General features: G+C 52.7%; 25 protein-coding genes, 1 tRNA gene and 1 pseudogene. All 27 read left to right on the forward strand.

From position 1 onward, the window contains the following. Window positions 1–48: 48 nt before the first annotated feature. Window positions 49–516 carry a hypothetical protein gene (locus tag WC317_04955; protein MFA5339478.1) on the forward strand — a complete coding sequence of 156 codons (468 nt, stop codon included), beginning with the start codon at window positions 49–51 and terminating at the stop codon, window positions 514–516. Continuing rightward, the gene (locus WC317_04960) at window positions 517–1,389 is read left to right on the forward strand and encodes a hypothetical protein (GenBank protein ID MFA5339479.1); all 873 of its coding nucleotides are present in this window, start codon (window positions 517–519) and stop codon (window positions 1,387–1,389) included. A 2-nt stretch (window positions 1,390–1,391) separates the two neighbouring features. Next, a complete protein-coding gene (locus WC317_04965; GenBank protein ID MFA5339480.1) occupies window positions 1,392–2,240 on the forward strand; it encodes a tetratricopeptide repeat protein in 849 nt (282 codons plus the stop codon). 1 nt (window position 2,241) lies between these two features. Beyond that, window positions 2,242–3,081, forward strand: coding sequence for an exosortase/archaeosortase family protein (locus tag WC317_04970; GenBank protein ID MFA5339481.1), 840 nt, complete (start codon window positions 2,242–2,244; stop codon window positions 3,079–3,081). Beyond that, window positions 3,057–3,707: an exosortase C-terminal domain/associated protein EpsI gene (locus WC317_04975; GenBank protein ID MFA5339482.1), complete on the forward strand. Its 651-nt coding sequence runs from the start codon at window positions 3,057–3,059 to the stop codon at window positions 3,705–3,707. The genes WC317_04970 and WC317_04975 overlap by 25 nt, the downstream gene beginning before the upstream one ends. A gap of 367 nt (window positions 3,708–4,074) precedes the next feature. Then, window positions 4,075–4,587 carry a PEP-CTERM sorting domain-containing protein gene (locus WC317_04980; protein MFA5339483.1) on the forward strand — a complete coding sequence of 171 codons (513 nt, stop codon included), beginning with the start codon at window positions 4,075–4,077 and terminating at the stop codon, window positions 4,585–4,587. 89 nt (window positions 4,588–4,676) lie between these two features. Beyond that, a complete protein-coding gene (locus WC317_04985; protein ID MFA5339484.1) occupies window positions 4,677–5,747 on the forward strand; it encodes a glycosyl hydrolase in 1,071 nt (356 codons plus the stop codon). Window positions 5,748–5,783: 36 nt separating this feature from the next. After that, window positions 5,784–5,860 (forward strand) — tRNA-Val (locus tag WC317_04990). A 35-nt stretch (window positions 5,861–5,895) separates the two neighbouring features. Continuing rightward, window positions 5,896–7,605 (forward strand): annotated as a pseudogene (thrS, locus tag WC317_04995) (threonine--tRNA ligase). A 14-nt stretch (window positions 7,606–7,619) separates the two neighbouring features. Beyond that, window positions 7,620–8,135 (forward strand): translation initiation factor IF-3, encoded by a 516-nt coding sequence (infC, locus tag WC317_05000; protein ID MFA5339485.1) that lies wholly within the window; start codon window positions 7,620–7,622, stop codon window positions 8,133–8,135. A gap of 28 nt (window positions 8,136–8,163) precedes the next feature. Next, on the forward strand, window positions 8,164–8,361 hold the full coding sequence (gene rpmI, locus WC317_05005) for a 50S ribosomal protein L35 (GenBank protein ID MFA5339486.1): 198 nt from the start codon (window positions 8,164–8,166) through the stop codon (window positions 8,359–8,361). 28 nt (window positions 8,362–8,389) lie between these two features. After that, window positions 8,390–8,743, forward strand: a complete 354-nt coding sequence (gene rplT / locus WC317_05010; protein MFA5339487.1) for a 50S ribosomal protein L20 — start codon at window positions 8,390–8,392, stop codon at window positions 8,741–8,743. Then, the gene (pheS, locus tag WC317_05015) at window positions 8,743–9,768 is read left to right on the forward strand and encodes a phenylalanine--tRNA ligase subunit alpha (protein MFA5339488.1); all 1,026 of its coding nucleotides are present in this window, start codon (window positions 8,743–8,745) and stop codon (window positions 9,766–9,768) included. Before rplT ends, pheS begins: the two co-directional genes overlap by 1 nt. Then, window positions 9,765–11,837, forward strand: coding sequence for a phenylalanine--tRNA ligase subunit beta (pheT, locus tag WC317_05020; GenBank protein ID MFA5339489.1), 2,073 nt, complete (start codon window positions 9,765–9,767; stop codon window positions 11,835–11,837). The genes pheS and pheT overlap by 4 nt, the downstream gene beginning before the upstream one ends. A 14-nt stretch (window positions 11,838–11,851) precedes the next feature. Beyond that, the gene (locus WC317_05025; protein MFA5339490.1) at window positions 11,852–13,180 is read left to right on the forward strand and encodes a replication-associated recombination protein A; all 1,329 of its coding nucleotides are present in this window, start codon (window positions 11,852–11,854) and stop codon (window positions 13,178–13,180) included. After that, entirely contained in the window at window positions 13,177–14,208 is a 1,032-nt protein-coding gene (locus WC317_05030; protein MFA5339491.1) for a hypothetical protein, read from the forward strand. Before WC317_05025 ends, WC317_05030 begins: the two co-directional genes overlap by 4 nt. Before the next feature lies 1 nt (window position 14,209). Continuing rightward, window positions 14,210–14,944, forward strand: coding sequence for a cytochrome c biogenesis protein CcdA (locus WC317_05035; protein MFA5339492.1), 735 nt, complete (start codon window positions 14,210–14,212; stop codon window positions 14,942–14,944). Between the two features lie 51 nt (window positions 14,945–14,995). Beyond that, window positions 14,996–15,553, forward strand: coding sequence for a 5-formyltetrahydrofolate cyclo-ligase (locus tag WC317_05040; GenBank protein ID MFA5339493.1), 558 nt, complete (start codon window positions 14,996–14,998; stop codon window positions 15,551–15,553). 32 nt (window positions 15,554–15,585) lie between these two features. After that, on the forward strand, window positions 15,586–17,148 hold the full coding sequence (gene rny, locus WC317_05045) for a ribonuclease Y (protein MFA5339494.1): 1,563 nt from the start codon (window positions 15,586–15,588) through the stop codon (window positions 17,146–17,148). Window position 17,149: 1 nt separating this feature from the next. Next, a complete protein-coding gene (locus WC317_05050) occupies window positions 17,150–17,932 on the forward strand; it encodes a TIGR00282 family metallophosphoesterase (GenBank protein MFA5339495.1) in 783 nt (260 codons plus the stop codon). An 8-nt stretch (window positions 17,933–17,940) separates the two neighbouring features. Beyond that, window positions 17,941–19,107 carry an exodeoxyribonuclease VII large subunit gene (gene xseA / locus WC317_05055; GenBank protein ID MFA5339496.1) on the forward strand — a complete coding sequence of 389 codons (1,167 nt, stop codon included), beginning with the start codon at window positions 17,941–17,943 and terminating at the stop codon, window positions 19,105–19,107. Continuing rightward, a complete protein-coding gene (gene xseB / locus WC317_05060) occupies window positions 19,104–19,343 on the forward strand; it encodes an exodeoxyribonuclease VII small subunit (GenBank protein ID MFA5339497.1) in 240 nt (79 codons plus the stop codon). Before xseA ends, xseB begins: the two co-directional genes overlap by 4 nt. A 14-nt stretch (window positions 19,344–19,357) precedes the next feature. Then, window positions 19,358–20,173, forward strand: coding sequence for a polyprenyl synthetase family protein (locus WC317_05065; GenBank protein ID MFA5339498.1), 816 nt, complete (start codon window positions 19,358–19,360; stop codon window positions 20,171–20,173). A gap of 3 nt (window positions 20,174–20,176) precedes the next feature. Then, on the forward strand, window positions 20,177–22,075 hold the full coding sequence (gene dxs, locus WC317_05070; protein ID MFA5339499.1) for a 1-deoxy-D-xylulose-5-phosphate synthase: 1,899 nt from the start codon (window positions 20,177–20,179) through the stop codon (window positions 22,073–22,075). After that, window positions 22,076–22,279 (forward strand): 4Fe-4S dicluster domain-containing protein, encoded by a 204-nt coding sequence (locus WC317_05075; GenBank protein MFA5339500.1) that lies wholly within the window; start codon window positions 22,076–22,078, stop codon window positions 22,277–22,279. Further along, window positions 22,280–23,374: a 3-methyl-2-oxobutanoate dehydrogenase subunit VorB gene (gene vorB, locus WC317_05080; GenBank protein MFA5339501.1), complete on the forward strand. Its 1,095-nt coding sequence runs from the start codon at window positions 22,280–22,282 to the stop codon at window positions 23,372–23,374. Beyond that, window positions 23,371–24,105 (forward strand): thiamine pyrophosphate-dependent enzyme, encoded by a 735-nt coding sequence (locus WC317_05085; protein MFA5339502.1) that lies wholly within the window; start codon window positions 23,371–23,373, stop codon window positions 24,103–24,105. The genes vorB and WC317_05085 overlap by 4 nt, the downstream gene beginning before the upstream one ends. The last annotated feature ends 38 nt before the right edge of the window (window positions 24,106–24,143 follow it).

The following is a 24,143-nucleotide window of genomic DNA, read 5'->3' on the forward strand; positions in this document are numbered from 1 at the left end:
ACTTTTGTGTTATACTAACCTTAATTTATTGCAGCACAAGGAGAAAGAATGTCAGAACGCAGAAAGTATAAACGTGTCGACGTGAATGTTGCTATCAAGGGTAAGCTAATCGACCCCCAGAAAAAGGTCGATATTACCGGCGACATCCTGTTGAAAGCAAAAAATTTAAATGAAGGGGGCGCCTTGCTTGAATGGCCGCGCTCCTGGGATTGCGATTCCTGCTCAAATTGCCTCGGTTGGGTGCATAATTCCACCTGCAAGCTTAAGGAAGGCGGGCAAAGGGACAGCGAATTTAACAAGGAGCTGGTCCCGGGGATGCATATCACTATACGCATAGTGCCGGGAAACGATATAGAGCCGGTAAACGCTTTGGGTAAAGTAAGCTGGGTCAGGTCCGCCGGAAGCGAGAGGGCAGACAGCTACAATGTCGGGGTCTCTTTCGTTGAAGATGAGAAGCAGGAACCGGACATCAAAAAGAAGATCCTGGTCATAAAGAAAAGTTTCGAAACAACTTAGATGCTTAGTTTTTCTGTCTGGTCTATAACATTCAGGATGATCGCCAAGTATCCCCGCGTCCTCATCCCGTTTTTTATCAAAGCTATATTCGAAGCCCTGGTGCTTACCGTATTTTTTTATTCACCCCGTTCGCCCTTACTGGCCATCTTCGGACCGCCCGTTACATCGTTCTTTACCACTAGGACCCCGTCGGGGGTTATCTCCGGGGCGCGTTATCTGCACTATCCCATCAACTTCGAACTTCTTCCCACTCTTTTTTATTATGGCCAGATCTTCATTATGATAACTGTCGGAGCGGTAATGTACGGCATGGCGATGGGGATGGTGTCACAGGCCCACTCGGAAGGCGGGGAGGTCAAGATATTCGGTAATTTCAACAGGTCGGTGAGGCGCTATTTAGCCTTGGTCGGAATATGGCTTATAACTTTTATCCTCTCTCTCGCGATTTTGAAGCTTCCGCCCCTGATCATAACAAAATTGATGCCCCCGACGCCGACGGCGATGTTGCTGCTCCGTATACTGTCCTATGCGGGTATCGTAGTCATTTTCGTTATCGAGGCGCTCTTTATCTACGCATATCCTGCCGTCATCATCGAGCGGAAAAGCTTTTTCGGGGCCATCGGAAGGTCGTTTAGCGTCATAAGGCATGTTTTCTTGACGACGATCGTGCTGGTTTTTGTCCCCAGGTTATTTGAGTTTTTGTATGTATTCGTCAGGCAGAAACAACAGGGCATTATGAACCTGACGGTTCCCGAGGTCACCCTCGTTATCTTAGGCGTAAGCATCGTCCTCACCCTGGTCACCGACGCGCTGGTCTTTTTAAGCGCCGCGAATCTTTTTATCCTTAAACAGGAAACGGAAAAAGGGGAGTAAAGTTGTTCAAGAAGACGATTATCATACCGTTTATTTTCGCCGCAGCCGTAATACTGAACGGTTGCGATTCGGGGATATATTCCGCCGAAAAAAGATTCTGGCATGCTTCCAAGGCGTTCAACCAGTTGTTGAAGGCCCCGGACAAAGCGACGCCGGTCGATTACCAGAAGATCATCGACTCTTTCCGCGAGATAACTATCCGGTACCCGGCGTGGCCTAACAGCGGGCAGGCGCAATTTAATATAGGCCAGCTCTATGCCATGCAGGGGAATTTTTCCAAGGCGAGGGATGAATTCATGGTCATCCTTAAGGATTACCCGGCGAATATCGATCTGTGCGCCAGGAGCCTTTTTGCGGCGGCGTTGGTATACGAGAGGGAGGATGACTGGCCCAAGGCGAAGGAAACTTTTGACAGGATAGAAAAAGACTATACCGACACAGGGACGGCATTTCAGGTGCCGCTGCATGTCGCCGAGTATTATAAAGTAAAAGGGAAGAACACCGAGGCGGACGCCGCCTATCTCGCCGCGCTGGATAAATACAAGAAGATGGTCAAGGATAATCCTAAGACCTACGGCGCCCTGCTTACGATCGACCTGGTGATAAATTGTTATACCGACCAGGAGAAATGGAATGAGGCCGTGGATTATTTAGGCAGCCTCGTCAATGACTATCCCGATACCCTGCTTGCCCCAAAGGCCAAGCTCATACAGGCCGCTATCTATGAGCAGAAACTCAACCGACTCGAAAAGTCTCGCGAGCTTTACGATGAAATAATCAAGAAATACTCCAAGACCCCGTTCGCGCAGGCCGCCCAACAGCAGATGGAAAGGCTGAATAAGTCCAAATAAGATGAAGAATATTTCCAGATACGGCCCGATAATAGTTGCGGTCCTCCTGGTATTGATATACCTGCCCACTTTTATATGGATGAAAGCCCGTTTCGATGAAGTGGAATCGTATTATTCCCACGGATACCTCGTCCCCCTGGTTTTTGCTTACCTGATCTGGATGAAGAGGGACGAACTGAGAAAATGCGCTATTAAACCCGCCGGCCTGGCGCTGCTTATTTTCGCTCCCGCGCTCCTGGCCCATCTCCTGGCCTATTTCTTCGAGATCAATTTCGTATCGGGTTTTACCCTTATCGCGGCGATATTCGGCCTCGCCTTGTATCTGTATGGGCCGGAGATCACTAAAAAAATAACTTTCCCGGTAATATTCCTGGTATTCATGGTCCCGTTGCCCCAGGTCATGATAATAAATATAAGTTTTAAAATGAAGATGATGGCCGCGCAGGTCGCGACAGGTATCGTTAACCTCATGGGCATACACGCCGTAAGGGACGGGAGCATAGTTTACCTTAAGCCGGACACTTCGTTGACAATAGGAAGCCCGTGCAGCGGGCTGAGTTCCCTGATCGCGCTGACGGCATTAGGCGCGCTATACGCTTACCTGGCGAAGATGTCAAGGACAAGGAAAATTATCCTCTTCCTCCTTTCGATACCGATCGCCTTGGCGGCTAATATATTCAGGATAGTCATGCTTCTTATTGTGGGTTTCGCGTATGACGCGAAAGTGGCAACAGGTCCGTTTGTGCACGGTTTCCTCGCGTTCTTACTTTATATCTTCGCTATCGCAGGGTTATTAATAGTAGGGAGAATGTTGTCGTGGGCAAAAAAGAACGCAACTTAATAATCGCGATCGTCATCTTAGCCGCTTGCGGGGCGTGCGTCCTCGGGATCTCTGCCGTCAAAAGGGCCCCGTCCCGGGCCGTAAAATTAATGGAGTTCCCCCTTAATCTCGGCGAGTGGACAGGGAAGGATATCAAGTTCGAAGATAAGGAATACGAAAAACAGGTTTACGAGATACTCGGCACAGACAAGGTCCTGATCAGGGCATACTCGGACAGGAAGAATGAGTCTGCCGCGGTACAGGTGGTATATTCCGACCAAAAGAGGCAGAGTTTCCATCCGCCCGAATATTGCTACCTGGGAAGCGGCGCAAACGAGCTTTTAGAGACGGGCAAGGCGCAGGTCGCGCTTGACGGAGGCAAGGTTTTGCCGGTAAACAGGACAGTATACCAGACGAAAAGGGGAAAGGTGTTGATGCTCGATTGGTATACCGCCGGCGACATGATGACGGGTAATTATTATAAACAACAGATATATTTCGTGATCAACCAGCTTAAGCGCTCAAAAAGCGGGGGTTCGGCCGTCAGGGTCTGGACGCCTATAATAGGAAATGACGTTGACGCCGCGTTCGACAGGTGCCGGCGCTTGATACGCGAGATGGTAAAACTCCTTCCCGATTACCTATAAATAATACTAAAAAATAGCAATTTTTTTCTCTTGACATACTTATCCTCCTGGGGTATAGTAGCAATGTCATAAACACGTGTCGAAGCGTAAACCGCAACACATGCTTCCGAAAATAAATCGCAACCTTATGAATGGAGCATTAGTTTAATCCGTGAATAAACACGTTTCGACGAAAGGTAACTTAACAAGGAGGAGGTGGAAGATGGGAAAGTTTTTGTTAGTGGTATTGGTAGCGTTAATGTTAGCGTTACCAACGATGGCCCAAGCTGCTCCTGCGATCTCTTCTTGGCCGGGCTACGTTTATAAAGATGGCGGCTATGCCGGAAACCTGTATTCGCCATCGGGATGGATGGGTCAGCACTCAGCCATGAGTTTAGCCGTTACCACGAGTTCTTCTGAAACGGCTGTCAGCGGCACATCAACCAAGATAAGTTTTACATCCGGTACCGCGGCTTCAGAGTGGACCGGCGTCTATTGGCTGTCGCCTGACGGCAACTGGGGTACCGACGCTAACGGCGGTTGGAATTTGACCGGCGCGGGCAATATGTCGTTCTGGGCAAAAGGCGCTGTCGGCGGAGAGAAGATGGAATTCAAGGTGGGCGGTATCGCCGGTGATTACGGGGATACGCTGGCCGGTATGACGCAGACGGTTACTCTCGCTCCTGTCTGGACGCAGTATTCTTTCGACTTAACCGGCAAGAATTTAAGCCGTGTGGTCGGCGGTTTTGAATTTGCCGCCAACGATACCGATAACCCGACCGGCGCTACATTCTACGTCGACGATGTTCAATACAACGCCGTTCCTGAGCCTGCGAGCCTGTTACTGCTCGGCAGCGGTTTAGTAGGGTTAGTTGGTTTGACAAAAAAGAGAAAAGCGTAAGTAGGTTATAGTTAGTGTAGGGGGACGAAGAGGGCTTCCATATTCCGCTCCAGGTAGATGGGAGCCCTCTTTATTATATTGATACTTTTATGAGAATATATCATTTAAACCTTGCGGTTGCCTTATCTATACTCGCCTATGCGCCGGCCGTTTCCGCGGAAACGGAGATCGGCGCTTTCGTGGGTAACGAAGACCACGTGATGCCGTCCGCTGCCGAGGTCCAGAATTTCGAGAACCTCGCCGGAAGGCACGTCAATAGCGTCCTGGTCTATTGGGCGTGGAATGACGGCGATTTCCCGGCGCAGAGCCTCAATAGCGGGGTCAGGTTCCATGACGGGTACGATACCAAGGCATCGATAAATTTTACATGGGAACCATGGTCAAGGCTGGGCGGAAATGACGGCACCTTCCCCATGGATAAGATAATAAAGGGCGATTTCGATCCTTATATCACTAAATTCGCGATAGACAGCCGCGTTTGGGCCGATCCGATAAGGATGCGTTTCGCTCACGAGATGATACAGGATAACGATCCGGCTACGCCGGGTTGGTATCCGTGGCAGGACAAGCCCGCGGAGTACGTCCAGGCATTCAACCATGTCCGCGATATATTCAAGAAAGAGGGGGCAAATAACGTCGAGTTTGTCTGGTGCCCGAATAACTACCCGTTCGATCCCGCGGTGTTAGCGCAATATTATCCCGGGAAGGAAAACGTCGATTGGCTTGGGATAGACGGCTATAATTCAGGGGAAGACGGAAATCCCGGATGGCCATATTGGCAGAATATCGATGATATATTTTATGTGATGTACAACGCCTTTAAGAATAACCCGGAGCTGTTCGGCGACAAGCCAATAATGCTCGGCGAATTCGCCTCTGTCGAGGGAAACCAGTTAGACAACGGGAGCAAGGCGCAATGGATAGCCCAGGCTTTTAGCAGGCTCAAGCAGTCCTATCCGGATATAGACGCTTTTTATTGGTTCGACAAGCTGAAAGAGGCGGATTGGCGGATAGATTCTTCCCCCGAAAGCCTGGCGGCTTTTCAGTTAGCGATGCAAGACCCGTATTATACCTCCCACGCCGTTCCCGAACCCGCAAGCCTGCTTTTGCTTGGTATGGGCCTTTTAGCGTTATTTTCCCCCTTATTTCTCCTTGACTAAAAACCCTCTAATCGGCTATAATCTAGCTTCACACGTGGGCTTATAGCTCAGTTGGTTAGAGCGCTTCCTTGACATGGAAGAGGTCAGAGGTTCGAGTCCTCTTAGGCCCACCATTTTACCGTAAACCATGGAACAGGATACCTTAAGACATTCTACGTCACATATCATGGCCCAGGCCGTAAAAAGGCTGTTTCCGGGCGTCAAACTGGCTATAGGACCGGCCATAGAGGACGGTTTTTACTATGATTTTGACGTCCCACAGCCGTTTTTGGAAGAAGACCTTCCCAGGATCGAGGCCGAGATGGCCAAGATCATAAAGGAGAACCTCAAATTTGAGCGTTTAGTCCTGAAGAGGGATGAAGCGATAAAGTTCTTTGAGAAGATGGGCGAGAAGTATAAGGTGGAGCTTATAACGGACCTGCCCGATGCGGAAGTGTTCCTTTACAAAGAAGGGGACTTCGTCGATCTCTGTAAGGGGCCGCACATAGATTCTACCGGGCAGGTAAAAGCGTTTAAATTGCTTTCTGCGACCGGCGCATATTGGCGCGGCAGCGAGAAGAATAAGATGCTGCAGCGCATCTACGGCACGGCCTTTGCGACGAAAGAAGAATTAGATACCTACCTTAAGGCAAGGGAAGAGGCGGAGAAGAGGGACCATAATAAGCTCGGGAGGATGCTCGAGCTCTTTACGACAAACGAGGCCGTGGGACAGGGCCTGCCCCTCTTTATGCCAAAAGGGGCGAAGATAATCCAGATATTGCAGAGGTTCATAGAGGACGAGGAAGAGAAGAGGGGATATCTCCCTACGAAGACGCCGTTTATGGCGAAGAGCGACCTGTACAAGATCTCGGGCCACTGGGACCATTACAGGGAAGGCATGTTCATAATCAGCGGGAAAGACGAAGAGATCCTCGCTTTAAGGCCGATGACCTGCCCCTTCCAATTTATGATATACAAGGCAAAGACAAGAAGCTACAGGGACTTGCCTATAAGATACAGCGAGAACGCGGTCTTATTCCGTAATGAGACGTCCGGAGAGATGCACGGGTTGACCAGGGTAAGGCAGTTCACATTGGCCGACGCGCACATCATATGCATGCCCGGGCAGCTTGAGGACGAGTTCAAGAAAGTGCTCGACCTGGTCAAATTCGTGATGAGGACCCTGGGGATCGAGGATGAGATATGGTACAGGTTCTCGAAATGGGACCCGAAGAACAAGGAAAAATATATCGACGACCCGAAGGCCTGGGAAGAGTCCCAGAGGGTAATGAAGAAGATCCTCGAGGATATAAAACTTAAATACGTCGAAGCCGATAATGAAGCGGCGTTTTACGGGCCGAAACTGGATATCCAGTTCAAGAATGTTTTCGGCAAGGAAGATACTCTCATAACGATACAGGTCGATTTTGCGCTTCCCGGAAGGTTCGGCATGGAATACGTGGACAGTGACGGCACGCAAAAGACTCCGATGGTGATACACCGGTCTTCCATAGGTTGTTACGAGCGGACGCTGGCGATGCTGATAGAGCATTACGCGGGGGCGTTTCCGGTATGGCTTTCTCCGGTCCAAGCTGTTATAATACCGATTGCGGACGAGCATAAGGATTACGCCAAGAAGGTCGCGGAGAAGTTACGCGATAATGATATACGGGCCGAGATCGATGACAAGAACGCCAGGATGCAGCATAAGATAAGGGACGCGGAGACGCAGAAGGTCCCTTATATGCTCATCGTAGGCGGGAAGGAAGCCCAGGCCGAAAGCGTTTCGGTCAGGGAAAGGAGTAAAGGCGACTTAGGCCCGATGAAACTCGTCGAATTTATCGATAAACTGGTTAACGAAATAAAAAGTAAAAAATAAAAGGGGGTGATCGTATCCAGTTTCAGGCAAAATCTATCAGGGTAAATGATAGGATAAGGGTACGCGAGGTGATGGTGATAGCCGAGGACGGCGGGCAGCTAGGAGTAATGGCCCCGGAAGAGGGCCTAAAGCTCGCGCAGCAGGCAGGGCTGGATCTGGTAGAGATAGCGCCGACGGCAAAGCCGCCGGTATGCAGGATAATGGACTTCTCCAAATTCAAATACGAGCAGGAGAAGAAAGAGAAGGAAGCCAGGAAGAAACAGCACGCCACCCAGCTTAAGGAGATAAGGCTCAAGCCAAAGATCGGCGACCACGATTACCAGGTGAAAGTAGGTTTCATAAAGAAATTCCTTGAGCATAAAGACAAAGTAAAAGTCACGCTCATTTTCCGCGGGAGAGAGATGGCGCATCCCGAGCTTGGCAACAAGGTCCTTGAGAGGCTGAAGATTGACATAGCGGATGTAGCGCAGATAGAAAAAACGCCCTTCAGGGAGGGACGCGCGATAATAATGATCATCGCCCCTAAATAGATAATCGGTTTTCGAAGGAGGACCAGCAATGCCTAAAATGAAGACACGCAAGGGAATCGCGAAAAGGTTCAAGGTGACAAAAAGACGCAAGGTCTTGAGGCATAAGGGAGGCAAAGGCCACCTGTTAGGGCACAAGACGAAGAAAAGGAAGAGGGCGCTCAGGAGAGCGACTCTCGTAAGTAAACACGAGCGCAAGAAGATATTAAAGCTTCTGCCTTACGCTTAAAATCAATCAGTAGAAGGAGAGATCGGAAATGCCTAAGTCGAAATATTTGCCGGCAAAAAGACAACGCAGGAAGAAGGTCTTAAAAGCAGCCAAGGGATATTTCCTCGGCCGCTCGAAGTTATACAAGAAGGCCATCGAGACAGTCAGAAGGGCGATGGTCTACGCCTACCGCGACAGGAAGGCCTATAAGCGCGATATGCGCAAGCTCTGGGTCGTGAGGATCAATGCCGAGTGCAGGAACAACGGCATAATGTATTCAAGGTTCATAAGCGGCCTCAAGAAGCTGAAGATAGAGCTGGACAGGAAGATCCTCTCGGATATGGCCGCGAACGACCAACCCGCTTTCGCTAAGCTGGTCGAAGAAGTAAGCAAAGCAAAATAATGCTCGATAAGATCAACGCACTCGAGGCCGAAGCAAAAAGCGAGATAAAAGCGGCCGGCGATTCGAAGGCGCTCGATGATCTTAGGATAAAATACCTTGGGAGGAAAGGCCTGGTCACCGAGCTTCTCGGCGGGATCGCGTCTTTGCCGCCCGAGGAGAAACCCCGCCTCGGCAAGGAGCTGAACGCCCTGAAGACGAGGCTCGACGAGGCGCTCAGGTCAAGGCAGGCCGAGCTTTCAAGGTCGCCTGTGATGCCCTCGGTTTTACCGAGGGATTTCGCGGACCTGACCCTGCCCGGTTTCAGGCCGCAGGCCGGCTCGAAACATCCCCTCACAAAGACTATAGACGACATCTGCTCTATCTTCCTCGGCATGGGTTTCAAGGTAGTCGAGGGCCCGGAGATAGAGACTGAGTTCTATAATTTCGAAGCCCTCAATATCGCACTCGACCACCCTTCGCGCGACGCCTTCGACACATTCTACATAAAAAACCAATATTTGCTGCGCAGCCATACCTCGCCGGTCCAGGTGAGGTTCATGGAGACGGAGAAACCGCCGTTCAAGATCGTAGTTCCGGGAAGGGTATACCGCCCGGACGCGGTAGACGCGTCGCATTCCTTCATGTTCCACCAGGTCGAAGGCCTCGTCGCAGGCGAGGGGGTGACTTTCGCCGACCTTAAGGGAGCGTTAAGCGTATTTTTGAAAGGATATTTCGGCGCGGACGTAAAAGTCCGGTTCCGCCCGCATTATTTCCCGTTCACTGAGCCGAGCGCCGAGGTAGACGTTTCGTGTTTCATTTGCGGCGGGAAAGGATGCAGCGTCTGCGGGAGGAAAGGATGGCTGGAGATACTCGGCTGCGGCATGGTCCACCCGAACGTATTCAAGGCGGTAAAATATGATCCCGAAAAAGTCACCGGCTTCGCATTCGGGATGGGAGTAGAGCGCATCGCGATGCTCAAATACGGCATCAACGACATGCGCCTCTTCTTCGAGAACGACATGCGCTTTTTGGAGCAGTTCAGATGAAGGTCTCATATAGCTGGTTAAAAGAATATATTAATTTCAGCGCCAAGCCCCGGGACCTGGCCGATAAGCTCACCATGGCCGGGCTAGAGGTAAAAGGCATAGACGAGAAGAACGGCGATTTTATCTACGAGGCCGAGATCACCTCAAACAGGCCGGACTGGCTCTGCCTTTACGGCATCGCCCGCGAGATACAGGCGCTTTATGGTTTGAGGCTCAAGCCGTTAAAGGCCGCACTTGCTAAATCCGCTAAAACGGAAAAACCTTCGATAACGATAGAAGATAAAAAAGGCTGCGCCAGGTATGTAGGTATCGTTATCGACGGCGTCCAGCCTGCAGGCTCGTCAAAAGACCTCGCGCAGAAGATAGAGAGCGCGGGATTGCGGCAGGTGAATAATATAGTCGATATAACAAATTTCTGCTTGCTCGAATCAGGGCAGCCTCTCCACGCCTTCGATTATGATAAGCTGGAAGGCGGCAAGGTGATCGTCAGGAGGGCGCGAAAAGGCGAGGAGATAATCACCATAGACGGGATAAAGCGCGCGCTAGACGAGGAGATCCTCGTCATAGCTGACGCGAAGAAGCCGGTGGCTATCGCGGGAATAATGGGCGGCAGGGATACCGAGGTCGGTTTCTCGACGAAGAAAGTTCTCCTGGAGAGCGCGTATTTTGACCCGGCGCTGATACGCAGGGCCGCTAAAAAGCTAGCCGTCTCAAGCGAGGCCTCTTACAGGTTCGAAAGGAACGTTGATATCGGCGGATGCCTTGCCGCGGCCGAGAGGGCCGTATCGTTGATATGCGATGCCGCCAAGGCGAAGTCGGTCTCTAAGCCCTCTGACTTGGGGACAAAAGGGCGCGGAGCCGTAAAAATAACGTTAAGGATATCAAGGGTTAACAAGGTGCTCGGGACGGAGATTCCCGCCTCGAAATGCGCCTCGATACTTAAGAGCCTCGGGTTAAGCGTTAAATCAAAAGGCGAAGTCCTTAGCGGAGCTAAGGGCAAGGACACGCTTGCGGTCGCAGTACCTTCTTTCAGGAGGGACCTAAAGGAAGAAGTCGACCTGATAGAAGAGATATCGCGGATATACGGATACGACAAGATACCGGAGACGCTTTCAAGGATACAGCTTTGGGGCAAGGGCGCCCAGAAGAGCCGCGACAGAATACTGGAGGAGGCGGTAAGGGAGGCCTTGACCGGCGCGGGGCTGAACGAAGCCGTCACCTACGCGTTAAGATGCAACGACCCGTATATCAGGCAGGCGTTGGGCATAGCCGATACCCAGGCCTTGAAGGTCCAGAATCCGCTGAGCTCGGAATCAGAGGCGCTGCGTTCGGTATTGATGTGCGGGATGCTGGACGTGATAGCGTATAACCTTAACAGGAAGGTGCCGGACATAAAAATATTCGAGTTAGGCAAGACTTATTTCTATAAAGACGGCTCGATCCCCTCGGAGAGAGGGGTCCTGGCTATCGCTTTATGCGGGACGAAAGAGAAAAATTGGCACAGGAAAGAAGCCGTCGATGTATTCGATCTCAAGGGGATCATCGAGGCGTTATTTTCGAAGCTTAGGATCGATAAATGCGAATTTGAATTAAAACCGCTTCCGCTTTTTTCCCCGTCGGCGTCGGCCATAGTGAAGGTCGGCGGCAGGGAGATAGGCGGTCTGGGCAAAGTCGACAAGGCCCTTTTGGACAGGTATGATATAAAGGCCAACGTCTTCGCCGCCGAGCTGGAACTCGAGCCGATATATTCGCACGCAAAACTTGAACGCAAATTCTCGGAACTCCCGAAGTACCCGTCGTCATCGCGGGATATATCGCTCATAGTCGACGACAAAGTCTCTAATAAAGATATCGTCGGGACGATCAAGGAGGCGTGCGGAGAGTTGGCGGTCGGCGTCAATCCGTTCGACCTTTACCGCGGGGAGCAGGTGCCCAAGGGATCCAAGAGCATCCTCTATTCCGTGGAATACAGGGCCGCCGGCAGGACCTTGACCGACGAGGAAATCAATTCCCTCGACAGGAAGGTCCGCGAGGTGCTGGTCCATAGATTTAACGCCAAGATACGGTAATTCCCGGTTTACATATGGCAGATACCCACCTGAATAAAGACCTGTTTGAGAAGAAGAAAAAGAATTCCTCCAAACCCGAACCTCTCTCCGCAAGGATGAGGCCTCGCGCGCTGAAGGAATTCACGGGGCAGGGCCATATCATCGGGCCGGGAAAACTCCTCACCCGCGCGATCGAGGCCGATACGATAGCCTCGCTCGTGCTCTACGGCCCTCCCGGCACGGGAAAGACCACCCTCGCCCATGTAGTCTCGAACGCCACAAAGGCGGAATTCGTGCAGCTGAACGCGACGACCTCGAACGTCCAGGAATTAAGGAAGGAGATCGAGGCCGCGAAACAGCGCAGGGCCCTTTACGACAAAAAGACCATACTCTTCATCGACGAGATACACAGGTTCAACAAGGCGCAGCAGGACGTCCTGATGCCTGACGTAGAGGCCGGAGCGGTAGTTTTGATAGGCGCGACTACCCACAACCCTTTCTTTTCGATAGTGGCGCCGCTTATATCGCGCTCGCTCGTCTTTGAATTAAAACCGCTTTCAGAAGCGGATATCATTACGATATTGAACAATGCGCTCAAGGATAAGGAGCGCGGGCTGGGTGACATGCCCGTGAAGATAGAAAGCGACGCGCTTAAATTTTTAGCGAAGATCTCCGAGGGCGACGCGCGACGGGCATTGAACGCCCTGGAGCTTGCGGCCCTTACGACCCCGAAGTCCAGGGAAGGGACGATAAATATCACTCTGCAGGCCGCCGAGGAATGCATACAGAAGAAGGCCGTCGTATATGACAGGGACGAGGACGGCCATTACGACACCATATCGGCCTTCATAAAATCCATGCGCGGCTCGGATCCCGACGCAGCGCTATATTGGCTCGCCAAGATGCTATACGCCGGCGAAGACCCCAGGTTTATCGCGCGCCGCATCGTGATATGCGCGGCTGAGGATGTCGGCCTCGCCGACCCGCAGGCGATAGTGGTGGCCAACGCGGCCCTGCAGATATCGGAATTCGTAGGGCTTCCCGAGGCCAGGATACCTCTCGCCGAGGCGGCGGTCTATGTGGCGTGCGCGCCGAAGTCGAATGCGGCTTATCTCGGGATAGAAAAGGCGTTAAAGGACGTCGAGGCCGGCAGGGTAATGGAAGTGCCGCCGCACCTGAAAGACGCTTCGATGGATTCCGAGGGGCTCGGCCACGGCAAGGGATACAAATATGCCCACGATTATAAAGGGCATTTCGTCGAACAGGAATATATGCCCAAGAAGACTACTTATTATGAGCCGACCGATATAGGCTTTGAGAAACAGTTCAAGGAACGCTTAGAAAAATTATGGAAAAGAAAATGAACCCTGTTAGAAACAGTGTTTCTAACAGGGCAAAAGCAATAGGGCTGTTGAGCGGCGGGCTCGATTCGATCGTCGCCTCAAGGCTTATCCTGGACCAGGGGATAGAAGTAGAGGCGCTTAATTTCGTGACGGCGTTTTGCACCTGTACTTCCAAGGGCTCGGGCTGCCTCGCTTCGCAGAAGGCCGCAGACCAGCTCGGGATCCCGCTAAAAGTCGTGGATATCTCCGAGGAGATCCTCGATGTCGTGAAACACCCGAAGTTCGGATACGGCAGCGGGATGAACCCGTGCCTCGATTGCCGCATATTCGTATTCAAGAAAGCCAGGGAATATATGCGCGAGTCCGGAGCGGCGTTCATATTTACCGGAGAGGTGCTGGGCCAGAGGCCGATGTCGCAGAGGCGCGAGGCGATGAATACCATAGAGCGGGAGTCGGGGCTCAAGGGTTATCTCTTGAGGCCGCTCTGCGCCAAGCTATTCCCGCCTACGCTGGCAGAAGAGAATGGCATCGTCGACAGGGAAAAGCTGTTGTCTATTTCCGGGCGTTCAAGGAAGGGCCAGATCTCCCTTACGAAAAGGTTCAACATAAAAGATTATCCCTGTTCGAGCGGCGGATGCCTTTTGACTGACAAGAGTTTCGCGCAGCGGATGGAAGACCTGATGAAATACAAGCCTGATTTCGGGCTGCCCGACGTGCTGCTCTTGAAATACGGCAGGCATTTCAGGATGTCCCCGTCGGTAAAGCTCGTCGTGGCGAGGGATGAGAGCGAGAATTTCAGGCTGGCGTCGCTGAAAAATAAAAGTGACATCATGTTCCACGCGCAGGACCCGCTCGGGCCCGTTTCGATATTGCGGGGCAGCACCGGCGGGGAGTTCGTTGACGAGGCCGCATCGATAACCGCAAGGTATGCGCTCGGCAAGGATAACGAAGGCGAGGTCAAGATAAGGTATTTCATGAACCAGGGCGAGGACAGGTTCCTCAAGTCAGGGCCTTGCGGGGAAACCGCCGTGAAGGCGAGGAGGGTTTGACATGAATAGCGATACCGGATCGGTCAGTCTCATAGCCGCTTTTATAGCCGGATTCCTGTCATTTCTTTCACCGTGCGTGCTGCCTCTCATACCGTCCTATATCTCATATATAACAGGCATCACATTCGGCGAATTGACCCGGGAGGCGGCGCCTGGAAGGATAAGGTTTTTGGCCGCTGCCCATTCGCTGCTTTTCATATTTGGGTTTACCCTGATTTTTGTGCTTTTGGGGTTGTCGCTCACTTTTGCCGGCGGGATGTTATTACAACACAGGCAGGTTATAAGTAAGATCGGGGGGATCATAATAGTCATCTTTGGACTTAACATAACGGGTATCATAAACTTAGGCTTTTTGCATAAAGAGAAGGCGCTCGAGATAAAATTTAAACCTGCCGGATATTTCGGGTCATTCCTGATAGGGTCGACTTTTGCGCTCGGCTGGACGCCGTGCGTCGGGCCGCTATTGGCGTCAATCCTCTTGTTAAGCTCTACAGAGAAAGACATAGCGAGGGGAGCCATGCTCCTGCTTTCCTATTCCCTGGGCCTGGCGCTGCCTTTCTTCTTTTCAAGCATACTTATAAACAATTTCCTGACTTATTTTAAGGCGATAAAGAAATATTTACGGGTGATATCGGTGATAACCGGTATATTCCTGGTAGCCGTGGGCGTATTGATATTCACTAACTCGTTCGGCACGCTCGCGGGCTGGTTCGAGAGGCTGTTATCGAGGCCGTGATTTTAGGGCATTTTCCCTTGACTTAGCGGTATTTTAACTTATAATAAATAGATGGTACATAAGCTAAAACAGAACATTAGAGAAAATATCCTTAGAAGGTTAAAAACCCAAAAGGAGGATGAAAGGCATAGTAGGAGCCTCGCTATAAAGAGGAGGCTTTTGTCGTTGCCCGACTTCAAAAGGGCAAATGTAATAATGTTTTACGTCTCGAAAGACGGCGAAGTTGAGACAATGCCGATGATCGAGGCGGCTTTGGAACGTGGTAAGGCAGTGCTTGTGCCGGTCATAAAAGTGAGAAAGAAAAAAATGGTGGTATCCGAGATAATGGATCCCAATAAAGATCTGGTTAGAGGCCCTTACGGGATTTATCAGCCTAAGGCGCATTTTGAGGTTTTTCACCCGCGCTCGATAGACCTTGCGGTAGTGCCAGGTGTCGCTTTCGATACGAAAGGAAACCGGCTTGGCCGCGGGATGGGCTATTACGATAAATTCCTTGTCAGGCTCCGTCCGGGAGCGACGACCGTAGGCCTCGCCTTCAAATTCCAGGTAGTCAAGAAGTTGCCCAGACTTTCTCACGACCAGCCCGTCACAAAACTCCTTACCGCATAACGATCAATATAATTTAATCAGGGGGTACTTAAATGAACGGTGTTTTATCACTCGTCCTCTGCCTTGCTGCGCTGATAGGCGGAGGCTTAGTAGGTTTTGTTGCAAGGAAGATGTACGCGGAAAAGAAGGTCCAGTCTGCCGAGGAGAGGGCAAAGCTCATCCTGGAAGAGGCCGACAAGAAAGCGCAGGAGAAGAAGAAAGAGATAGAGCTTGAATCGAAAGAGCTCCTCCATAACATAAGGGCCGACTTCGAGAAAGAGACAAAGGACAGGCGCGCGGAACTCTTTAACATGGAGAAGCGCCTCATACAGCGCGAAGAGAACCTTGATAAGAAAGTTGAGCTCCTCGACAGGAAAGAGAAGGAACTTAACGAAAAACTAAGGGATATAACAACCAAAGAACAGAAGCTCCGTTCTATGGAAGACGAATATAAGGTGCTATTAGCCGAGGAGAAAGACAGGCTGCAGAGGGTCTCGGGCATGACCGCCGAGGAAGCCAAGAAGCTGCTCCTGGCCAGGATGGAGGAAGACGTAAAGCAGGAAGCCGGTGTAATGATAAAGCGGATAGAGGATGAAACCAGGCAGGAATCCGACAAAAAGGCGCGCGAGATCTTAGCTACGGCCATACAGAGATGCGCGGTCGAGCATACCGTCGAGTCTACGGTCTCGGTCGTCAACCTTCCGAGCGACGAGATGAAGGGAAGGATAATCGGGCGCGAAGGGCGCAATATCCGCGCCCTTGAGATGGCCACGGGTGTCGACGTTATTATAGACGACACCCCCGAAGCGGTAATACTGTCGGGATTTGATCCGGTAAAAAGAGAGATAGCCAGGATAGCCTTGACCAAGCTCATGGAAGACGGAAGGATACATCCGGGCAGGATAGAAGAGATCGTCGAGAAGGTCAAGAAAGAAATGGAAGTGTCGATCAAGGAAGCCGGCGAACACGCGGTATTCGAGCTCGGGATACGCAACCTTCACCCCGAACTTGTCAAATTGATAGGTAAATTGAAATACAGGACCTCGTACGGGCAGAATGTCCTAGACCATCTGAAGGAATCGGCTTTTATAATGGGGACGATGGCCAACGAGCTCGGGCTTGACGCCAACCTCGCCAAGCGCATCGGGCTTTTGCATGATATAGGAAAGGCCGTCAGCCACGAGGTCGAAGGCGCGCATCCGAAACTCGGCGCCGATATGGCCAAGAAATACGGCGAGAACGAGATCGTCGTGAATGCTATTGAGGGGCACCACGGCGAAATACCCGCCCTTTCCATCTACACCGTATTGTCAAGCGCGGCAGACGCGGTTTCCGGCGCCAGGCCCGGCGCCAGGCGCGAGACGCTTGAGATATACATAAAGCGCCTCGAAAAACTAGAAGAGATCGCCGACTCGTTCAAGGGCGTAGAAAAGGCGTACGCCATCCAAGCCGGGCGCGAGATAAGGGTAATAGTCGAGCCGGCAAAGATAACCGACGCGCAGGCGACGGTCCTCGCGCGCGAGATAAAGAAAAAGATAGAGGAAGGCATGGAGTATCCGGGCCAGATAAAGATAACCGTCATACGCGAGACCCGCGCGATAGAATACGCGAAATGAAATGAACATACTATTTATAGGCGATATAGTCGGTAACCCCGGCCGCGAAGCCGTGAAATCGCTGCTCCCGAAGATAAAGCAGAGGGAGAAGATAGATTTCACGATAGCTAATTCCGAGAATGCGGCCGGAGGCGCCGGCATCACACCCGAGATAGCCCAGGAACTGCTGGGCCTTGGCGTGGATGTCCTGACGAACGGCGACCATATCTGGGACAGGAAAGAGATCCTCGAGGAGATAGACAAGGAGCAGAGGATCCTGCGGCCGTCTAATTACGGCGACGGCGCACCAGGCAGCGGCTCGATAGTGATGCACTCTAAGACGGGCGCGAAGGTCGGCGTCATCTGCCTCGTCGGCCGCGTATTCATGCAGGCGGTCGAATGCCCGTTCAAGGCGGCGGTAAAAGAGATAGAGAAGGTAAAGAAGGAGACCCCGGTCATCGTCATCGATATGCACGCCGAGGCGACATCAGAGAAGATAGCGCTCGCGTATTATCTCGATGGCCTGGCTACGGCCATATGCGGGACGCATACGCACATCCAGACCGCGGACGAAAGGATATTCCCGAAGGGGCTGTCCTATATCACCGATGTCGGGATGACAGGCCCGTTCGATTCCGTCCTGGGACGCAAGCCCGAGCAGATAATAAGGCGGTTCATAACCGGCCTACCGACGAGATTCGAGATGGCCGATTCGGATATCCAACTCCAGGGAGCAGTCATAAACTGCGACGATAAGACCGGAAAAGCAGTTTCCATAAAAAGGATACAGGAGAAGCTTTCCTAAAAGGGTTTATGTCCCCGACCGCGCAGAGCAACGCAGGCAGGCTTGTCTATTCGGTAACCCAGATCACGAGGGAGATAAAGGTCGTCCTCGAGGACGCGTTCCCGCAGGTCTGGGTGGAGGGCGAAGTGTCGAATTTCAAGCTCCATTCATCCGGCCATATGTATTTCGCGCTTAAAGACCCGGAGTCGGTCCTGAATTGCGCGTTCTTCAGGGGTTCGAACCAGGGCATAAAATTCCAGATAAAAGACGGCCTGAAGATCCTGTGTTTCGGCAGGGTCGGTTTCTATAATAAGTCGGGCCAGACGCAGCTCTATGTGGAAAGGGTCGAGCCGAAAGGGGTCGGCGAACTCCAACTCGCGTTCGAACAGCTGAAGGAGAGGCTCCAGAAGGAAGGGCTTTTCGACGAGGCGCACAAAAGACCGGTCCCGATGCTCCCTTCGAAGATCGGCATAGTCACGTCGCCGACAGGCGCCGCGATACGGGACATATTGCACATATTGAAGCGCCGTTTTAACGATATAGAGGTCCTGATCTATCCGGTCAAAGTGCAGGGGGAAGGCGCGGCCGAAGATATCTCCGGGGCGATAAAAGAGATGAACCGCATTAAAGATATCGACGTCCTGATACTCGCCAGGGGCGGCGGCAGCCTCGAGGACCTGTGGGCCTTTAACGAAGAGGCGGTCGCGCGGGCGATATACGCCTCCGGCATACCTGTCATATCGGCAATCGGGCACGAGATAGATTATACGATAGCGGATTTTGTAGCGGACCTCCGCGCGCCTACGCCCTCGGCGGCGGCGGAACTTGTCATAGCCAATAAAGAGGACCTGTCCGGTAAACTCGATTCACTGATGAGGATCCTGCGTAAATATCCTATCGAGGCGATAGAAAGATACGGCCAGGAGATAGACGACTTGTGCAGGAGGATGGACAGCCATGCCGCCCACGCCATCGAGATGGGGACCGAGAAATTAAATTCCCTGATCGGGATGCTCGACGCGCTCTCCCCGCTGGCGATATTGAAACGCGGATACAGCATAACGCTGAGGATGCCGGAGGGTAGGTTATTAAGGGGCGTGAAAGGCGTCAAAGCCGGTGATATAATAGAGACTAAGCTGGCCGGGGGCCGGATGACCAGCGAAGTGAAAGAGATCTCAAAGGAGGAGACCAGATGACCGCCGAGATGAAATTTGAGGATGCCCTGAAAAAACTGGAGAAGGCCGTATCCGACCTCGAGTCCGGCGAGTTGTCGCTGGATGATTCGCTCAAGAAATACGAGGAGGGCGTGAAGCTGGCGCAGTTCTGCTCAAAGAAACTGGATACAGCGCGAAGGAAAGTAGAGATACTCGTCAAGACGAGCGGCGGAAAGCTGGAAACGAAGCCGTTCAATGAAAAGGCGCTCGAGGAATAACAGGGAGAACGCGATTGAAGATCACCGGATACCTTAAGGCTCGGCGAAAACTGATAGATGCGGCGCTGGATTCCTGCCTCCCGGCCGAGAACGAATATCCCAAAGAGATCCACAGGGCGATAAGGTACTCCGTCTTTAGCGGGGGCAAGAGGGTAAGGCCCATACTTACGCTGGCCTCTTGCGAGGCGTGCGGCGGGAACATAAAAGGGGCCATGGCCGCAGCCTGCGCCGTGGAGATGGTCCATACCTATTCGTTGATACACGACGACCTCCCGGCGATGGATGATGATGATTTCAGGAGGGGAAAACCCACCTGCCACAAAAAATTCGGCGAGGGGATCGCGGTGTTGGCCGGCGACGCGCTTTTGACTTATGCTTTTGAACTTTTGAGCGAGGGGAAGGATCCGGCAGTAAATAACCGGATAATAAAGACGCTGGCCGGGGCGGCAGGCTCCAACGGCATGATCGGCGGACAGGTCGTGGATATCCAGAACCAGTCCGACCCCGACCTGCCAACGCTTACCTACATTAATGCCCACAAGACCGGAGCCCTGATCGCGGCCTCCTGCATGATAGGCGCGATATCCGCCAAGGCGCCGAAGAAGAAACTTGACGCCCTCAAGAGATACGGCGAATATATCGGCTTTACGTTCCAAGTTGTAGATGATATATTAGATAAGGAAGGTTTTGCCCTGGCGCTGGGCGTCGACGGCGCGAAAAAAGAAGCGGCGCGGCTTATCGCGAAGGCCCGCAGGGAACTGGAGATCTTCGGAAGAAGGGCCAAGCCGTTAGGCGACCTGGCCGGATTCATTTTAAACCGCAAGAAATAAATTATGTTCAAAATCCTTAATTCCATAAATTCTCCGCAAGACCTCAAGGTCCTATCCAGGGAGGAGCGCGATCTCCTGGCTAAAGAGATCAGGGAGCTCCTGGTCGATACGGTCTCGAAGACCGGCGGCCACCTCGCCCCGAGCCTCGGCGCGGTAGAGATAGCGATCGCCCTCCACTATTGTTTAAATACACCATACGATAAGATAGTCTGGGACGTCGGCCATCAGGCCTATGCCCATAAGATACTTACCGGCAGGCGCGATAAATTCAAGACGATCCGCCAGCTGGGCGGGCTTAGCGGTTTTCCGAATATAAACGAAAGTGAATACGACGCCTTTACTGTCGGGCACGGTTCCACATCTATTTCGTCCGCGCTGGGATTGGCGAAGGCGCGGGATATATCGGGCGAGTCCTATAAGGTGGCGGCTGTCATAGGCGACGGTTCGCTGGTCGGCGGGATGGCGTTCGAGGCGCTAAACCATGCCGGGCACGCGAACACCAACTTGCTGATAATCTTAAACGACAACGAGATGTCCATCTCCCCGTCGGTCGGAGCGTTATCAAAATACCTTAACAAGATACTGATGAATCCGACATACAATAAGATCCACAAGGACCTCGAAGGGCTCGTCAAGAGGGTCCCCTGGTACGGCTTCAGGGCCTACCGGGCGGCTAAGAGGCTCGAAGAGAGCGTGAAGAGCCTGCTTATACCGGGAATGTTGTTCGAGGAGCTGGGATTGAGGTATATCGGCCCGATCGACGGGAACAACCTCGAGGAGCTGATAAAGACTATCGACAGCGCCTTAAGGCTGGATGGCCCGATATTGATACACGCTCTTACGAAAAAAGGGAAAGGGTATGTCCACGCGGAGAAACATCCCGAGAGATTCCATGGCACGGCGCCCTTTAATGTTGAAACGGGAGACCTGAGGGAAGCGGCGCCGGACTCAGCCGTCTCTTTCACCGAGGCTTTCTCCGACGCCATAATGGATATCGCGAAGGACAACCCGAAGGTGGCCGCTGTGACAGCCGCAATGTCGGACGGCACAGGGCTCGACGAATTCCAGAAGGCGTATCCCGACAGGTTTTTTGATGTCGGTATGGCCGAACAGCACGCGGTGACGTTCGCGGCCGGGCTGGCGAAGGGCGGGCTTATCCCGATCGTCGCCATATATTCCACCTTCCTCCAGAGGTCTTACGACCAGATAGTGCACGACGTATGCCTGCAGAATTTCCATGTGGTCCTTTGCCTCGACCGCGCGGGTATCGTCGGGGAGGACGGCCCGACGCACCATGGCCTTTTTGATATACCTTACCTCAGGCACATACCTAACATGACCATAATGGCGCCGAAAGACCAGTCCGAACTTAAGGCGATGCTCAAGTTCGCCGTGGACGAATGCAAGGGCCCTGTGGCGATAAGGTATCCCCGCGGAAAGGTCGTATCGCCTCCTGTCCTCGAAAAGACCTCGCCGGTCTCATACGGGAAGGCGGAGGTGATGTCGAAGGAGGGCGAGCTCGCGATACTTGCCGTCGGTTCCATGGTCTGGCCGGCCGCCGCCGCTGCGGGATTATTGTTTAATGAGGGGATAAAGAGTTCGCTGGTAAATATGAGGTTCATAAAGCCGCTCGACGAAGAATTGCTTAAGGACCTGGCATCGCGCACGAATATGTTCGTGGTCATCGAGGAGGGCGTCCTTGATGGCGGTTTCGGCAGCGCGGTGATGGAATTTTTTGAGCGCGAGAGGATCACCGGCGTATTCGTGAAGAGGATAGGGTTCCCCGGCAAGTTCATCGAACACGGGAAAAAAACGGAACTCCTCAAGAATTACGGATTAGACGCGCAAGGTATAGCGAACGAGATAAAAAAGGTATGCGCGAAGGGGAAGTGCGCTAGATAGATGGCAAAGATAACCATAAATAGGAATGCATGCAAAGGCTGCGAGCTCTGCTCGGTAAACTGCCCGGAGAAGCTCATCTTCATGGATGAATCGCTTAACGTCCGCGGCGTCCATCCCGCGAAATTCCGCGAGTCGGATAAGTGCAAGGGCTGCAAGATTTGCGCGATGATGTGTCCGGACATATGCATCGAGGTATTCAAATAAATGGCAAAAATAATGATGTGCGGAAACGAGGTCATAGGAGAAGCGGCCGTCCACGCCGGCTGCACTTTCTACTCCGGATACCCGATTACCCCGCAGAATGAATTGACGCAGTATATGGCCTCAAGGATGACCGAATCCGGAGGGACATTCATCCAGGCCGAGTCCGAGCTGGCCGCGATAAACATGGTCTTCGGCGCGGCCGCGGCAGGCGCCCGCGCGATGACATCAAGCTCGAGCCCCGGCATAAGCCTTAAACAGGAAGGGATATCGTATCTGGCCGCATGCCAGCTTCCCGCTGTCATCGTGAACATGATGCGCGGCGGCCCGGGATTGGGAAATATCGCCCCGTCGCAGGCGGATTATTTCCAGGCGACGCGCGGCGGAGGCCACGGCGATTACAGGACGATAGTCCTGGCGCCCTCAGCGGTGGAAGAGGCGTGGCACCTTACGCATCTCGCGTTCGACCTGGCCGACGAATACAGGAACCCCGTCCTGATCCTCGGCGACGGGATCCTCGGCCAGATGATGGAGCCTATAGAGGTCGTCAGGAAACACCTCCACGGCAAAATGGCAAACCACGATATGCGCCACAAGCCGTGGGCGTTGACCGGATGCAAGGGCAGGAAGCCCAACGTCATCCGTTCCTTATATTTGGGCGAAGGCGAACTCGAGGAGCTCAACAGGCTCCTCCAGATGAAATATAGCATGGTGAAATCCAAGGAAGTCCGTTTCGAGTCGCTCTATACGGAAGATTCGGACCTGGTGGTCGTCGCCTACGGCACGACGAGCAGGATAGTCCGTTCCGCGATATCGAAAGCAAGGCAGGAAAGGCTGCATGTAGGGATGCTCAGGCCGGTCACATTATGGCCTTTTCCGGAAGCCGAGCTGCAAAAACTGGCGAATAAAGCCAGGGCATTCCTTGTCGTCGAGATGAGCGCGGGCCAGATGGTAGATGACGTAAAGCTTTCCGTTCTCGGGAAAAAACCGATCCATTTTTACGGAAGGGCCGGCGGCGGCATCCCGACTGAGGCCGCTCTCCTGGATATAATAAGGGATATATTGAGGCCCAGATCAAGGAACAGGGTCCGCGTATGAAAAAAGTATTCGAGCGCCCAAGATCGTTGAGGAATGTGCCGACGCATTACTGCGCCGGTTGCGGCCACAGCCTCGCGCACAGGCTCATCTGCGAGGTCATCGACGAGTTGGGCATCCGCGAGGACACGATCGCCGTATGCCCGGTCGGATGCGCCGTCATAGCCTATGAATACTGGGATTTCGACTGCTCCGAAGCCGCGCACGGGAGGACGCCGTGCGTCGCTACCGGGATAAAGCGCGTCCACCCGGATAAGATAGTCTTCAGTTATCAGGGCGACGGGGACCTGGCGGCGATAGGCACCGCAGAGATAATCCACACCGCGAACCGCGGGGAAAATATCACGGTGATATTCATAAATAACGGCGTCTACGGCATGACAAACGGGCAGATGGCGCCGACGACGCTGATAGGGCAGAGGACATCTACGACGCCTCAGGGCCGGGATGTTTTGCGGGACGGCTATCCTCTCAAAATAACCGAACTGTTGGCCCAGCTTCCGGGATCGAGGTATGTCGAGCGGGTCTCGGTCGATACGCCGTCGAATGTGATCAAGGCGAAAGCCGCGATAAAGAAGGCGTTCAGGAACCAGATAGAGAAAAAAGGATTTTCCCTGGTTGAGGTTTTGTCGCCGTGCCCGACTTATTGGGGCCTTTCACCGAAAGACGCATGTTTGCGGATCTCCGGAGAGATGGTAAAGGATTTTCCGCTCGGCGTGATAAAGGACGCATAGCATAAAATGGCCCGTTCGCGCATGCTCAGGGTCATTTT

The organism is Candidatus Omnitrophota bacterium, from assembly GCA_041653595.1.
Classification (GTDB): domain Bacteria; phylum Omnitrophota; class Gorgyraeia; order Pluralincolimonadales; family Pluralincolimonadaceae; genus Pluralincolimonas.

Coding starts and splice junctions, on each gene's coding strand:
- vorB (MFA5339501.1), top strand. CDS start 22,280: ATGGCAAAAATAATGATGTGCGGAAACGAGGTCATAGGAGAAGCGGCC.
- WC317_05030 (MFA5339491.1), top strand. CDS start 13,177: ATGAACCCTGTTAGAAACAGTGTTTCTAACAGGGCAAAAGCAATAGGG.
- rpmI (MFA5339486.1), top strand. CDS start 8,164: ATGCCTAAAATGAAGACACGCAAGGGAATCGCGAAAAGGTTCAAGGTG.
- WC317_05035 (MFA5339492.1), top strand. CDS start 14,210: ATGAATAGCGATACCGGATCGGTCAGTCTCATAGCCGCTTTTATAGCC.
- WC317_04955 (MFA5339478.1), top strand. CDS start 49: ATGTCAGAACGCAGAAAGTATAAACGTGTCGACGTGAATGTTGCTATC.
- xseB (MFA5339497.1), top strand. CDS start 19,104: ATGACCGCCGAGATGAAATTTGAGGATGCCCTGAAAAAACTGGAGAAG.
- WC317_05040 (MFA5339493.1), top strand. CDS start 14,996: ATGGTACATAAGCTAAAACAGAACATTAGAGAAAATATCCTTAGAAGG.
- WC317_04970 (MFA5339481.1), top strand. CDS start 2,242: ATGAAGAATATTTCCAGATACGGCCCGATAATAGTTGCGGTCCTCCTG.
- WC317_04985 (MFA5339484.1), top strand. CDS start 4,677: ATGAGAATATATCATTTAAACCTTGCGGTTGCCTTATCTATACTCGCC.
- dxs (MFA5339499.1), top strand. CDS start 20,177: ATGTTCAAAATCCTTAATTCCATAAATTCTCCGCAAGACCTCAAGGTC.
- WC317_05025 (MFA5339490.1), top strand. CDS start 11,852: ATGGCAGATACCCACCTGAATAAAGACCTGTTTGAGAAGAAGAAAAAG.
- rny (MFA5339494.1), top strand. CDS start 15,586: ATGAACGGTGTTTTATCACTCGTCCTCTGCCTTGCTGCGCTGATAGGC.
- pheS (MFA5339488.1), top strand. CDS start 8,743: ATGCTCGATAAGATCAACGCACTCGAGGCCGAAGCAAAAAGCGAGATA.
- xseA (MFA5339496.1), top strand. CDS start 17,941: ATGTCCCCGACCGCGCAGAGCAACGCAGGCAGGCTTGTCTATTCGGTA.
- WC317_04980 (MFA5339483.1), top strand. CDS start 4,075: ATGAGTTTAGCCGTTACCACGAGTTCTTCTGAAACGGCTGTCAGCGGC.
- WC317_05085 (MFA5339502.1), top strand. CDS start 23,371: ATGAAAAAAGTATTCGAGCGCCCAAGATCGTTGAGGAATGTGCCGACG.
- rplT (MFA5339487.1), top strand. CDS start 8,390: ATGCCTAAGTCGAAATATTTGCCGGCAAAAAGACAACGCAGGAAGAAG.
- WC317_04960 (MFA5339479.1), top strand. CDS start 517: ATGCTTAGTTTTTCTGTCTGGTCTATAACATTCAGGATGATCGCCAAG.
- WC317_05075 (MFA5339500.1), top strand. CDS start 22,076: ATGGCAAAGATAACCATAAATAGGAATGCATGCAAAGGCTGCGAGCTC.
- WC317_05050 (MFA5339495.1), top strand. CDS start 17,150: ATGAACATACTATTTATAGGCGATATAGTCGGTAACCCCGGCCGCGAA.
- pheT (MFA5339489.1), top strand. CDS start 9,765: ATGAAGGTCTCATATAGCTGGTTAAAAGAATATATTAATTTCAGCGCC.